Source organism: Burkholderia sp. PvR073 (genome assembly GCF_054055695.1).
The window spans coordinates 158,704-171,967 of record NZ_JBSRXO010000001.1 but is presented as its reverse complement, the minus strand read 5'-3'; the positions used below and the strand labels follow the sequence as shown (position 1 = coordinate 171,967).

Annotated in this window: 10 protein-coding genes; 8 read left to right on the top strand and 2 right to left on the bottom strand. The window is 64.2% G+C overall.

What is annotated here, in order from left to right; all coding sequences use genetic code 11:
- Position 1 precedes the first annotated feature (1 nt).
- Entirely contained in the window at positions 2-1,159 is a 1,158-nt protein-coding gene (locus ACVK00_RS00735; RefSeq protein WP_354123110.1) for an efflux RND transporter periplasmic adaptor subunit, read from the bottom strand.
- Positions 1,160-1,615: 456 nt separating this feature from the next.
- Here ACVK00_RS00735 and ACVK00_RS00730 point away from each other — a divergent pair, with 456 nt between their 5' ends.
- The 8 genes from ACVK00_RS00730 (at position 1,616) to ACVK00_RS00695 (ending at position 11,752) form a co-directional block, all read left to right on the top strand.
- A complete protein-coding gene (locus tag ACVK00_RS00730; protein ID WP_435521275.1) occupies positions 1,616-2,782 on the top strand; it encodes an iron-containing alcohol dehydrogenase in 1,167 nt (388 codons plus the stop codon).
- A gap of 52 nt (positions 2,783-2,834) precedes the next feature.
- Positions 2,835-4,298, top strand: a complete 1,464-nt coding sequence (locus tag ACVK00_RS00725) for a flavin-containing monooxygenase (RefSeq protein ID WP_354123109.1) — start codon at positions 2,835-2,837, stop codon at positions 4,296-4,298.
- 13 nt (positions 4,299-4,311) lie between these two features.
- Positions 4,312-5,295: an alpha/beta hydrolase gene (locus tag ACVK00_RS00720; RefSeq protein ID WP_284893838.1), complete on the top strand. Its 984-nt coding sequence runs from the start codon at positions 4,312-4,314 to the stop codon at positions 5,293-5,295.
- Between the two features lie 155 nt (positions 5,296-5,450).
- Positions 5,451-7,073 (top strand): AMP-binding protein, encoded by a 1,623-nt coding sequence (locus ACVK00_RS00715; protein ID WP_284893839.1) that lies wholly within the window; start codon positions 5,451-5,453, stop codon positions 7,071-7,073.
- Positions 7,074-7,210: 137 nt separating this feature from the next.
- Positions 7,211-7,393 (top strand): hypothetical protein, encoded by a 183-nt coding sequence (locus ACVK00_RS00710; protein WP_284893840.1) that lies wholly within the window; start codon positions 7,211-7,213, stop codon positions 7,391-7,393.
- A 20-nt stretch (positions 7,394-7,413) separates the two neighbouring features.
- Positions 7,414-8,904, top strand: coding sequence for a flavin-containing monooxygenase (locus tag ACVK00_RS00705; RefSeq protein WP_284893841.1), 1,491 nt, complete (start codon positions 7,414-7,416; stop codon positions 8,902-8,904).
- 33 nt (positions 8,905-8,937) lie between these two features.
- The gene (locus tag ACVK00_RS00700) at positions 8,938-9,888 is read left to right on the top strand and encodes an alpha/beta hydrolase (protein WP_284893842.1); all 951 of its coding nucleotides are present in this window, start codon (positions 8,938-8,940) and stop codon (positions 9,886-9,888) included.
- Positions 9,889-10,111: 223 nt separating this feature from the next.
- Complete coding sequence (locus tag ACVK00_RS00695; protein WP_284893843.1) at positions 10,112-11,752, top strand: GMC family oxidoreductase; 1,641 nt, start codon at positions 10,112-10,114, stop codon at positions 11,750-11,752.
- Between the two features lie 533 nt (positions 11,753-12,285).
- Here ACVK00_RS00695 and ACVK00_RS00690 read toward each other — a convergent pair.
- Positions 12,286-13,254: a WD40/YVTN/BNR-like repeat-containing protein gene (locus ACVK00_RS00690; RefSeq protein WP_284893844.1), complete on the bottom strand. Its 969-nt coding sequence runs from the start codon at positions 13,252-13,254 to the stop codon at positions 12,286-12,288.
- Between the last annotated feature and the right edge of the window lie 10 nt (positions 13,255-13,264).

Genomic DNA, 13,264 nt, shown 5'->3' with positions numbered 1-13,264 from the left:
CTCAGTGCGCGGAAGCGGTCTTGACCGCCTCGGGCGCCTTCCATGCGGTCGCCGTCACGGTCGCGCCGTCGCTCAGGCGTTCCATGCCTTCGACGACGACCTTCTGGCCTGCCTGCAGGCCCGACTTGATGCGGTAGCTGCGGTTCGTCAGCTCGCCCACCTCGACGGCCTTCAGATGCGCCTGGCTCTTCGCGTCGAGCACCCAGACCTGTGGCTTGCCGCCTGCGCGGACGATCGCCTGTTGCGGCACGGTCAGCGCGTTGTCGTAGTGCCCACGCGGGATGCGGGCGCGCACGTACATGCCGGGCAGCAGCTCGCGCTTCGGGTTGTCGACCAGCACGCGCAGCAGCACGTCGCCGGTGCCCGGGTCGACGTTGACGCCCGAGAACAGCATGCGGCCCCTCACGTCGTAGCGCGAGTCGTCGCCGCGCAGCACGTCGACCGGCAGGCCATTGCCCGTCGCGTCCGGCTGGGCCGCGAGGGCGCCGCGCAGCGATTCGAGCGATGCGGCCGGCTGGCGCACGTCCACGTAGACCTGATCGATCTGCTGGATGCGTGCCATCGGCTGGCTGTCGCTGCTCGCGACCAGCGCGCCCTCGGTCACGAGCGCCTGGTCGATGCGGCCCGTGATCGGCGCCTCGACGGTCGCGAACTTCAGGTCGAGCTGGCGTCGTGCGAGCGTCGCGCGGGCCTGTGCGACGTCGGCGGCGGCCTGGTCGCGTTGGGACACCGAGTCGTCATAGACCTGCCGGCTGATCGCGTCGGCCTCGACCAGCGGTTTGAGCCGCGTCGTCTGCACCTTGGCCCGTTCGAGCGCGGCTTGCGCGCGTTGCAGGGCCGCCGCGGCCGTATCCATGTCGGCCTTGAACGGCGCCGGGTTGATCTGGAACAGCGGCTGGCCCGCCCGCACCTCCGTGCCCTGTTCGAACAGCCGTCGCTGCACGATGCCGCTGACCTGGGGGCGGATCTCGGCAATCCGGACCGCCGCGACGCGGCCGGGCAGGTCTTCGGTCAGATCGAGGCGCGAGGCGGCCAGCGTCATCGCCGCAACCGGGGTGGCCGCCGCGGCGGCCTGCTGTTCGGCGGGCCCGCAGCCCGCCAGCATCGCCGCCGCCAGCGCGCATACGGCGCCGTAGCAGCGTCGTTTGTGATTTTTCATGTGGACTCCTTGGGACGCAGGCGCCAATGGCCCGCATTGTCGGTTCGAGTGTCGCGGCGACGGTTTCGGCACCGCAGCCCCGTGCAACTACCAAGTTGCCGCGGGTTTCTGGTTGTGGTCAAATGACCATGTCAATTGACCAAAGGCGCGTAGTCTATCTCAAACTCGGACGTCTCGCGTTCAGAGGCGGGCGCTTTCGTGCCGCGAAATGTTCAGCGGAAACCGCGGCGCGGCGGCGAAACGGCGCGGCGCCTGCCGGTGCGTCGCACGCGGTGTCTTCAATGACGGAAGTCGTTTTGCATTTGGCGCCGGAACAGTATTTCGTTGGCGCCGTTCGGCGGGTTGAAGCGATCCGGCCTTGGTCGAGCGGGTTCCCGTTGCGGAATCGACGAATATCAGGAAATGAAAAACGTGTGGTTGCAGTCTGACGGCAACGTCGGTATCAAGGAAACGTCAATGGAAATGTCCCCGCAGTCGATGTTGTTCGAAACCGTCCCGTCGATTCTCCAGGAATGGAGCTGTGTGCGCCGCCTGGGTCAAGTCATGGCGGCCTGGACGGACCGCCGCAATGTGCTGATCGTCACGGACGCGGGGTTGCACGAGGCCGGCGTGCTGGAGCCGGCGAAAGCGTCGTTGGCAGCGGCCGGATTCCATGCGACGGTTTTTGACGAGGTCGTGGCCGACCCGCCGGAGGCCGTGGTATCGCGGTGCGTCGAGGTCGCTCGCAGTGCAGAGGTGGATGTGGTCATCGGCCTGGGCGGCGGCTCATCGATGGACATTGCGAAGCTGGCCGCGGTACTTGCCGTCTCGCAGCAATCTCTCGCAGAAATGTATGGAATTGCCAACGTTCACGGCGACCGCTTGCCATTGGTACAGATCCCGACGACGGCCGGCACCGGGTCGGAAGTCACCAATATTTCCATCGTTTCGGTAGGCGAAACGAACAAGATGGGCATCGTCGCCCGTCAGCTGTATGCCGACAGGGTGATCCTGGACGCCGAACTGACTGTTGGCCTGCCGCGCAGTCATACGGCTGCGACCGGCATCGATGCGATGGTCCACGCCATCGAGGCGTATACCAGCAAGCACAAGAAGAATGCGATTTCCGATGCGCTGGCGCGGGAAGCACTGCGTTTGCTGGCAAACAACCTGATCCCGGCTTGCGAGAACGGCGCAGATCAGCGTGCGAGGGAGGCCATGCTGCTCGGCGCCACCCTGGCGGGGCAAGCGTTCGCCAACGCGCCGGTGGCCGCGGTTCATGCACTGGCGTATCCGTTGGGCGGCCATTTCCACATCCCGCATGGTTTGTCGAACGCATTGATGCTGGCCCCCGTCCTGCGTTTCAACGCGGAAGCGGCCGCTCCGCAATATTCGGAACTGGCAGACGTCGTAGGGGCGGATGGAAACGGCGATGTCCACGCGCGCACGGTCGCATTCATCGGATTCCTGAATGACATGATCGAACGATCCGGCGCGCCGCGACGCCTGCGCGACGTGGGCGTCACGCGTTCGAGCCTGCCGACACTCGCGGCGGATGCGATGAAGCAGCAGCGCCTGCTGCAGAACAATCCGGTCGTTGTCACGGATGCCGATGCGTTGCGCCTGTATGAGCAGGCCTATTGAACCGACGCAGGTCGATCCGTCGTCGCCGTAACGTTAATGGAGAGAGTGCACCGTGAACACTGTAGAAAAGGTTGAGCATCACGAGGTCGTCATTCTGGGTGCCGGCTTCGGCGGCCTTGGAATGGCGGCCCGCATGAAAATCGCGGGTATCGACGACTTCGTCGTGCTCGAGAAACGTCCGGAGCTCGGTGGCGTCTGGCTCGACAATTCGTATCCCGGCGCGGCATGCGATACCGAGTCGCACCTGTATTGCTACAGCTTCCATCCGCACTTGCGCGTCAGCGCGATGTATGCCGGCAGAAACGAACTGCTCAATTACCTGAAATCGCTTGCAGCGCGGTTCGACCTGGCAGACCATCTGCGGTTCAATCGCGAGATTTGCCGCGCACAATGGGATGCGGCTGCACACCTCTGGCGGTTCGAGCTGGACGACGGATCGCGGTTGACCGCTCGCTTCTTCGTGCCGGCGTGGGGACAACTGAACCGGCCGATGACGCCGGCGGTGCGCGGCCTGGCGAGTTTCAAGGGCGACACCTTCCACTCCGCGCAATGGCGGCACGATGTGGACCTGAGCGGCAAGCGCGTGGCGAGCATCGGCAACGCCGCGAGCGCGGTGCAATACGTGCCGGCGATTGCGCCGAAGGTCGCGCAGCTTACGGTGTTCCAGCGCAGCGCAAACTGGATCATGCCGCGCAACCAGATCATCTTCTCGAAGGAGCAGCTCGATTCGTACGAGCAGGAGCCTCGTCTCTTCGAGGAGAGCCGGAAATCGCTGCACGCGTTCCGCGAGTCGGGATTCGAGCGCACGCGGATGGGTTCCAATGCGCAGACGGAAGGCAAGAGCCTCGCGTTGGCGCATCTTCATCGGCAGGTGTCCGACCCGATACTGCGCGAGAAGCTGACGCCGGACTACGAATACGCATGCAAGCGGATCCTGCGGTCGGACGACTACTACCCGGCGCTCATGCGTGAGAACGTCGCGCTCGAAACGGCAGGTGTGGAGGCGTTCGTCGAAGACGGTATCGTGACGCGGGACGGCCGTGTTCTGCCGTTCGACGTGGTCATATTCGGCACGGGCTTCGAGAGCCAGGCATTCCAGGGCAGCCTGCAGGTGCGCGGCACGAGCGGCACGCTGGCGCAGGCGTGGGAACACGGGCCGGAGGCCTATCTGGGCATTACGGTGCCGGGCTTTCCCAACATGTTCATGCTGTACGGGCCGAACACGAACCTGAACCACAACTCCATCGTGTCGATGCTCGAGATTCAGCAGAACTACATCATCGATGCGATCGGCGGCATGGCCGCGGCGGGTATCGACGCGGTCGACGTCGACAGGGTCGTGTTCGACGAATACAACGGCAAGCTGCAAGCGTCGATGGCCGGCTCGGCGTTTTCCGCGGGCTGCTCGAGCTGGTACAAGAACGCGCAGGGCAAGGTGATCAACAACTGGCACGGCACGGTGGACGAATACCGTGCCGCCACGCAATGGGATCAAAGCGTGTTCGGTACGCTCTGAGCGAGGGATGCGCATGACATCGATGCCGTGGTTGCCGCTGACGGAAGTGGCCGACGATGCCCGGGACGCCGTGCGGACGTTCCGCGAACTGGGCGGACGGCACTACGGCAGCTTGCCCGTGGATCAATCGCGCGCGAACTTCGAGCGTGCGTGCGAACTGAACGGCCTCGCGGGTGACGACGCGGTGACCCATGACGACATGACGGTTCCCGTAACGGGCGGCAGCATTCGGATACGACTCTATCGCCCGCGCAACGCGGCGGGTATCGGCCGCGATCCGCTCGTCGTGTTCATTCACGGCGGCGGGTGGGTGATCGGAAGCGTGGACACGCATGACGGCATTTGCCGTCATCTCGCACGGCATGGCGGGTGCCCGGTCGCGTCGGTGGAGTACCGGCGATCGCCGGAGCACCGGTGGCCGGTCCCGCTCGAGGACTGCGAACGGGCGTTGGATTATCTCGTTGCCCATGCCCCGGCGCTCGCCATCGACGCGTCCCGGGTGGTGCTGGCCGGCGACAGCGCCGGCGGCAACATGGCGACCATCATCGCGAATGCGGGATCGTCGGCGCGATCGTCGATCGTCGGACAGCTCCTTTTTTATCCGGTGACGGACCTGACCGCGTCGCTGCCGTCATATCGACGCATTCAAGGCGGATTTCCGCTGGTGGCCGAATCGATGCGCTGGTTTTGCGACCACTACGTGCCGGCCGGCACGCCGCTCGATCTTGCACGCCTGTCTCCGCTGCTGCATGCGGAGGGCCGGCGGCAGCCGCCGATGTTCATTGCAACCGTGGGGCTCGACCCGCTGTGCGACGAGGGCGTGGCCTATGCATCGTGCGCGGCGCGTGCCGGCAGTGAAGTCGAGCATCACCATTTGCCCGCGCATCATCACGGCATCGTGACCGCGGCCCGTCATATCGCGACAGCGCGCTATTTGCTGGAACGCGCCGGCGCCTTCGTTCGGCGGCTGGCCGAAAGGGGCAGTGTCGGCGCCTGACGCTTGGGTCCGCGCATTGCCGTGTGAGCAATGCGGCTTGCGACGGACCGGCAGGATATCGCTCTCGTGTCGTTCGACGCGCGCCGGCGTGCCCGAGGTGCGTCGAAGCGCGGAGCATCGCGCGATCATTCAAAACAGGACAGAGGAGATTCGGTATGGAAAAGATCTGGCTTGCTTCCTATCCGCCAGAAGTGCCGGCAGAGATCGACTGCAGCGCGTATCGATCCGTCAGCGAATTGATCGACGCAAGCTTCGACAAGTTTCGCGAAAGCCCCGCGTTCGCGTGTAACGGCACGCTGATCACGTATGGTGAACTCGACGCGATGTCGCGCTCGCTGGCCGCTTGGCTGCAATCGAGGGGGCTCGAGCGCGGTGCGCGCGTCGCGATCATGATGCCGAACGTGCTGCCTTACCCGGTGTCGATCTGTGCAGTCCTGCGCGCCGGCTACGTCGTCGTCAACGTCAATCCGCTTTATACGCCCCGCGAGCTGGAACACCAGCTGAACGATAGCGGTGCCGAGGCGATCGTCCTGCTCGACAGTTGTGCGGCGACGCTGGACGCCATCATCGCGCACACGCAGGTGAAGCATGTGCTGGTCGCCACGCAGGGTGGCCCCACCGCGACGACACAGGCCCCGGGCGCGCATACGACATTCGACGACGCGATCGCGGAGGGCCGCGGGCGCCCGTTCGTGCCGGCTCGCCTGTCACCGGACGACATCGCGTTTCTCCAATATACGGGCGGGACGACCGGCGTGTCGAAAGGGGCGACGCTGTTGCATCGGAACATCGTCGCGAATGTATTGCAGGCGGACGTCTGGCTCGAGCCCGCGCGCAGTTGGCGCCCCGACGTGAAGCAGTTCATCACGGTGGCGGCCCTTCCGATCTATCACATCTTTGCGCTCAACATCTGCTGCCTGTCGACGATGTACACGGGCGGGATGTGCGTGCTCGTTCCGAACCCGCGCGACATCGGCGGGATGATCGCGTCGCTCGCCGGATACAAGATCACCACCTTCCCGGGCGTGAACACGCTGTATAACGCGATGCTCCATCATCCCGACTTCTCGCGTCTCGATTGCTCCAATCTGCTGCTGGCCAACGGCGGCGGGATGGCCACGCAGGAAGTCGTCGCAAAGCGCTGGAGGGAAATGACCGGCGCGCCGATCATCGAAGGATACGGGCTGTCCGAGACATCGCCGTGCGTGACGGTCAACCCCGTTGCACGCGGCGAGTTCAACGGCACGATCGGCCTGCCGTTGCCGTCCACCGACATATCGATCCGGGACGACGACGGCAACGAACTGCCGCCCGGACAAGCCGGCGAGCTGTGCATCCGCGGCCCCCAGGTGATGGCGGGTTACTGGCGGCGACCGGACGAGACCGCGAAAGTGATGACCGCGGACGGCTTCTTCCGGTCGGGCGACATTGCGTCGATCTCGGCGGACGGCTTCGTGCGAATCGTCGATCGCAAGAAGGACATGATTCTCGTGTCCGGCTTCAATGTCTATCCGAACGAGATCGAAGAGGTCGTCGCCAAACACCCGGGCGTCTACGAAGTCGCGGCGATCGGCGTACCCGACGAGCACTCGGGAGAGGCCGTCAAACTGTTCGTGGTCAGGAAAGCGCCCGAACTGACGGCCGATGACTTGATGACGTTCTGCAAGGGTCAGCTGACCGGCTACAAGCGTCCGAAAAGCATCGAGTTTCGCGACAGCCTGCCGAAGAGCAACGTCGGGAAAATCCTTCGGCGCGAGTTGCGGGTGACGAACACCTGACGTCGCGGGCGGGCCGATTTCCGGAGATCGAGCTGCCGCGTGGTCAAACGATCGTGTAATGGAAAGTCCTGATTCAAATTGTTGTTCGACTGCATAGACTGGGAACCATTGAACTTGGTCAATTGACCATGTTAGGGATGACAAACCAAACCGGGATACGTATCGCCATGGCCCGCTTGCCTATTGGGGCGGATGATGCGGCGATCTTCCCGGGTTTGGCGCGTGATCGCTGGCATGCACGGGTGAGCGTCTTCGTGCCGCATGGTCAAATGACCAAGTCGCGTGATCTTGCCGTGCGGCGTGACGGATATCTTCAATAACTGGTCATCGGAGGGATCTCATGACTGAGAAACAAACAGCTGCGTGTTCGCCTGAGCACGTAGATGTACTAATCATCGGAGCGGGAATCTCGGGGATCGACGCAGCATGCCATCTCCGCATGAACCTGCCGGGACGCTCGTTCGCCATTCTGGAAGCCATGGACGGATTCGGCGGGACGTGGTGGACGCACCGTTACCCCGGCGCACGGTCCGACAGCGACCTGTACACGTACGCATTCGGATTCCGCCCGTGGCAGGGCCGCTCGATCGCGACGGCGGAGGAGATCCACAGCTATCTCGGCGAAGTCATCGACGAGTATGACCTCGGTTCGAAGATCCACTATGGGCATCGCGTTCAAACGGTGAACTGGTCGAGCGAACAAAAGCGCTGGATAGTGGAAGTGTCGCGCAACGATAGCGGCGAACGTTTCACGATGACCACCGGCTTCCTGTGGCTGGGCGCAGGGTACTACGACCATCGTCAGGGCTTTACCCCCAAGTGGAACGGGTTCGATCGTTTCAAGGGAACGGTCGTTCATCCGCAGCACTGGCCCGAAGACCTCGACTATGCCGGAAAGCGCGTGATCGTCATCGGCTCGGGCGCAACCGCCGCGACGCTGGTTCCGGCACTGGCCGGCACCGCGGCGCACGTGACGATGCTGCAACGGTCGCCGACGTTCTTCACGGCGGTGCCGTGGACCCACCAGCTGGACGCAACGCTCCGAGAACTCAGCCTTCCCGAGGAATGGCGCTCGGAGATTCTGCGACGCGCGCACCTGAAGCAGACCTTCGACCTGATCAACCTGTCCACGGCGAACCCGGACGCGGTGCGCGACTGGCTGATCAACGAGACGCGGCAACAGTTGCCGGAAGGGTTCGACGTCGACAAGCATTTCAATCCGAGCTATCGCCCGTGGCAACAGCGCGTGGCTGCCGTCCCCGACGGCGACCTCTTCGCGGCCATCCGGGACGGGAAAGCATCGGTCGTGACCGACACCATCGAAGCGTTCGACGAAAGCGGCATCACGCTGGCATCGGGCGAACACCTGGACGCGGACATCGTCGTGACGGCCACCGGCTTCGACATGAGCGCTTTCGGCCAGATCGCATTCCAGCTCGATGGCGCCCCGGTCGACATGAGCAAGCGCGTGTCGTACCGCGGCATGATGATCGAAGGTATCCCGAACATGGCGTTCGTCTACGGCTACTACCGTTCGAGCTGGACGCTGCGTGCGGATCTCGTCTGCGAATTTACGTGCCGCGTACTCGCGCATATGGACAAGGTCGGTGCGAAGACGGTGGAGCCGCGCCTGCGTGACGAAGACGCCGACATGCAGCGGCTGCCCTGGACGGACCCGAACAACTTCAATGCCGGGTACGTGATGCGCTCGCAACACCAGATGCACATGCGCGGCGATCGCATGCCTTGGCAGCACCACTTCGAGTTCGAGGAAGAGCGCAAGACCATTCCGGAGCTGAGCCCGGACGCCGAAGTCCTCGTGTATCGCTGATCCCCGCCCAACGTTCGATTACAAGGTGATGTCATGGCACTCGATTTGCATCTCGCGGGTTTTCTCGAATCCTTTGCCGGGTCCGGCGCGAAACCCTTGCCGCAGTCCACGCCGGAAGAAGCGCGCGGACTGATGCTGCATCTGGCGCGCGCCGTTCGCGCACCGGAAACCGTTGTCGACCTTCATGGCGTGGAAGACCTGACCATTCCCGGCGCGGTCGGTTCGCTGCGGGCACGGCTCTATCGGCCGAGCCAGGAGCGTCATCTGGCGACGGTCGTCTATCTCCACGGCGGCGGGTTCGTCATTGGCGATCTGGATACCCACGACAACATTTGCCGGGAGGTGGCGCGCGCCGCGAACGCGGTCGTGGTCTCGGTCGACTACCGCCTGGCGCCCGAGCACCGGTATCCGGCCGCGGCGGACGACGCGATTGCCGCGACCAGATGGGTGATCGCGAACGCGGGCGAGCTGGGCGGAAACGACGTCGTGGCGGTGGCCGGCGATAGCGCCGGCGGCAATCTGGCGGCCGTCGTGACCCAGCAACTGCATGCCGACGGCGTTTCGTTGGCCGCGCAGCTCCTGATCTATCCGGCGGTGGCGGGGGACCGTTCAGGCTTTCCGTCCTTCAAGGAAAACGGTGAAGGCTATCTGCTCGACCTCGAGACGATCGCGTGGTTCGAACGGCATTACGTTGCCGACGGGGCGAGCCCGCAGGATGCGCGGCTGGCGCCGATCCACGCGAAGGACTTCGCAGGGCTGCCGCCGGCAGTCATCCTGACCGCGGAATACGACCCGCTGCGCGACGAGGGCGAAGCATACGGCCGCCTGCTTCACGCAAGCGGGGTCAAGGTCGAGACAATCCGGTGCGATGGCATGCTGCACGGCTTCTTCGACATGGGCGCGATCTCCCCCGGCGCGCAGACGTGGATCGAGAAGGGCATCGCAAGTTTCCGGAAGTTGCTCGACGGCGCGCAGCACCGTTGATACGCCGGCGGTCGCGATCTGAATCGCGCTTATCGCCATTCCGTGGCCGCATGCGGTTCGATGGGGGATCTCCGTCGTTGCCGATGCGGCCACACAGTTCTGATGCGTGACGGAATGAGGCCGACCGCACAACGGCTCGAGGGAGCTGCGACGCGAGCGGTGGAATCGATGCATCAGGTAGTTGCTTGTGAAGCGCTCAGGCATCTATCCAGGACACAGACCCGTGAAGAACTCATTCGATTATCTTGTTGTAGGCGGCGGCTCGGCAGGCAGTGTGCTGGCCTCGCGCCTGACCGAAGACCCCGATGCGACGCTCTGCCTCTTCGAAGCCGGCGGCACCGGCAACGGATGGCCGATCAACGTGCCGGCCGCCCTGGTGCTGATGATCCCGTCCCGGCTGAACAACTGGGCGTTCGAAACCGTGCCGCAGAAAGGGCTGCAGGGGCGGCGCGGCTATCAGCCGCGCGGCAAGGCATTGGGCGGATCGTCCGCGATCAATGCGATGGTGTACACGCGCGGCCATCATGCCGACTACGACGACTGGGCCGCGCTCGGCAACGAAGGCTGGGGCTGGAACGACGTCTTTCCGTATTTCAAGCGAAGCGAGCATAACGAGCGCCTCGGCAATGACTGGCATGGGCGCGGCGGCCCGCTCTGGGTGAGCGACCTGAGGACGGACAATCCGTTTCAGGCGCGTTGGCTGGAGGCCGGACGGCAGTGCGGCCTGCCCATCACGGACGACTTCAACGGTGCGGAGCAGGAAGGCGTCGGCATCTATCAGGTGACCCAGAAGAATGGCGAACGCTGGAGTGCCGCGCGTGCCTATCTGTTTCCGCACATGAACGCGCGCGGCAATCTGACGGTGGAAACCAATGCGCAGGTCCGGCGCATCGTGTTCGACGGCAACAGGGCCGTGGGCGTCGAAGTCACCCGTGCGGGGAATGTCGAGACGGTCTGGGCGAAAAAGGAGGTGATCCTTTCCGCGGGTGCATTTCAGTCGCCGCAGTTGCTGATGCTGTCCGGTATCGGTCCGAAGGATGAACTTCAGCGTCACGGGATCGACGTCGTGGCCGATCTCCCGGGTGTGGGGCAGAACCTGCAGGACCACCCGGACTTCGTCGTCAGCTACAAGACGAACAGCCTGGATGCGCTCGGCGTATCGGTACGCGGCGGGATCAAGACACTGGCCGACATCAGGCAATACCGGAAATCGCGCAGCGGTACGCTCACTACCAATTTTGCCGAAGGCGGCGCGTTCCTGAAGACGCGTGCCGATCTCGAGCGGCCGGACGTGCAGATGCACTTTGTCGTCGGCCCTGTCAGCGATCACGGACGGAAAATGCATCTGGGACACGGCATTTCCTGTCACGTATGCGTGTTGAGGCCGAAGAGCCGCGGATCGGTGAAGCTGCGCAGCGCGGATCCGCTGGATGCGCCGCTGATCGACCCGGCATTCCTCGAGCACAGGGACGATCTCGACGTTCTCGTCGAGGGATACAAGCTGACGCGGCAGTTGATGGCGGCGCCGGCCATGTCGGCGTTCGTGACGGAAGATCTGTATGCGTCCCGGTCGCGCTCGGACGAAGACATACGCGCGCTGCTGCGCGAGCGGACCGACACCGTTTACCACCCGGTGGGAACGTGTCGCATGGGGAACGACGCGCTCGCCGTCGTCGACGCTCAATTGCGCGTACGGGGCACGGAGGGCCTGCGTGTCGTGGATGCGTCGATCATGCCGACGCTGGTGGGGGCAAACACGAACGCGCCGACGATCATGATCGGAGAGAAAGCGTCGGATCTGATGCGGGGGATCTCGCGATTTCCCGGCGGCCATGCCGCAGTGAAAGCCGGAATCGGGGTTTGACCGGTCCCTTTTCGCGCCGGCATGCGTCGGCACGAAAGCCGTGATCGAACACGGACGTTGCGGCAGCATCGGATGCGCTGCAACGTTCGCTGTCGTCAGGCCCATCAACTCATCGCTCAGCCGATCAACCGCGATCGGCGCGTGACCCTTGCGCGGCCAGTCTACGCGGAAGTGGCCGCCACGCGATTTCGCGCGACTCGTCGTCGTTCAAGTGCGTTCGCCAAGGAACACCGGCTGCGGAGAAAGCGGAGAGTCGTGGGGTACCGGATGCGCGTGCACCACGCCTGAGATCGACTTCGAAAACACGGCTGACAGGAGGATGGGTCGTCGTTCGATCCCATCAGCGGTAAGCTTCGCGCGGCATGCAGACCGCACTTCGTCCACATGCCGCTTCCCCGTCGGGTTCGTCCCGTATCAGCGACACGCGCCCCGTTACGCGATGATCACACCATCCGTCCCGGGGTGGGACGACGTCGACGCAGCGAGCCGCGCGTTTCCATCGCGGCCCGCTGCGCCGATCGGACATCGAGTGGTTACCGCGAGATCGCCCCGTCGCGAGAGAAAACCAGCCATTTGTCGCCAGGCGACGGGAGTGCGGCCGTATAGGTCGTCCCGGTGTCGGTATGCATGCGCTTGAATGTCTTTCCGTCATCGGCGCTTTGCGCCTGCAACCCGTCGACACCCACGGCCAGGACGGTGGAGCCGCTGGACGTGAGTGCGGTGATCGAATTCCGGGTATCGAGCGTTGCGCGTGACCAGGTGTGGCCGTTGTCGTCGCTTCGCATCAACGTGCCGCGCAGTCCGCCGACCAGCAGCACACCGTCGGGCAGCGCGACGCCGCACCAGAACGAGCCCTTGTAACCGGTCTCGATCGTCTCCCACGTATTACCCTTGTCCTTCGACACGAGGAGATGCCCTTTCTCGGCGGTCGCGAAAATATCGCCGTTGCCGTTCGAAAAAATGCCGAACAGGTTCAGGTCGGACTTCTTGCCGTTCGGAAGAACGGGTTCCTTTTTCGTCCAGGTCTTGCCGCCGTCGTCGGTGACGAGGATCAGCGACCAGAGCCCGACGGCCACGCCGTGGTTCGCATCGACGAAGTGAACGCCGAAGAGGGGACGATCCTCGGTCGTCGCGAACCGCTGTATCTGCCAGGTCTCGCCGCCGTCGGTGGTCTTCAGGATCGCGCCCCAGTGGCCGACGGCCCAGCCCGTGTTGGCGTCGATGAAGCTGACCGACGTCAGCGTCGAGCTCACGGGTACGGCCTTGGCCTGGCGGTACGTCGCGCCGCGGTTGTCGGACAGCAGGATGATGCCGTTCGCACCGACGCTCACGACCCGCTGCCCCGCCCACGTTGCATCCAGCACGGCCGACTGCGTCGCAATGCTCGACTGGACGGCCGGCACGGGTTTGAGTTCCGGTGCGGATACCGCGCATTGCATGCCGCCCAGCAGTGTTGCGCCGACGACGATAGCAGCCGAAATGGCGCGCATCTTGTGATTCATGAGCATGGAA

Bases quoted from the DNA above. Each gene is read 5' to 3' on its own strand.
- ACVK00_RS00735 (WP_354123110.1), bottom strand. From the start codon at position 1,159: ATGAAAAATCACAAACGACGCTGCTACGGCGCCGTATGCGCGCTGGCG.
- ACVK00_RS00730 (WP_435521275.1), top strand. From the start codon at position 1,616: ATGGAAATGTCCCCGCAGTCGATGTTGTTCGAAACCGTCCCGTCGATT.
- ACVK00_RS00720 (WP_284893838.1), top strand. From the start codon at position 4,312: ATGACATCGATGCCGTGGTTGCCGCTGACGGAAGTGGCCGACGATGCC.
- ACVK00_RS00715 (WP_284893839.1), top strand. From the start codon at position 5,451: ATGGAAAAGATCTGGCTTGCTTCCTATCCGCCAGAAGTGCCGGCAGAG.
- ACVK00_RS00710 (WP_284893840.1), top strand. From the start codon at position 7,211: ATGACAAACCAAACCGGGATACGTATCGCCATGGCCCGCTTGCCTATT.
- ACVK00_RS00705 (WP_284893841.1), top strand. From the start codon at position 7,414: ATGACTGAGAAACAAACAGCTGCGTGTTCGCCTGAGCACGTAGATGTA.
- ACVK00_RS00700 (WP_284893842.1), top strand. From the start codon at position 8,938: ATGGCACTCGATTTGCATCTCGCGGGTTTTCTCGAATCCTTTGCCGGG.
- ACVK00_RS00690 (WP_284893844.1), bottom strand. From the start codon at position 13,254: ATGAATCACAAGATGCGCGCCATTTCGGCTGCTATCGTCGTCGGCGCA.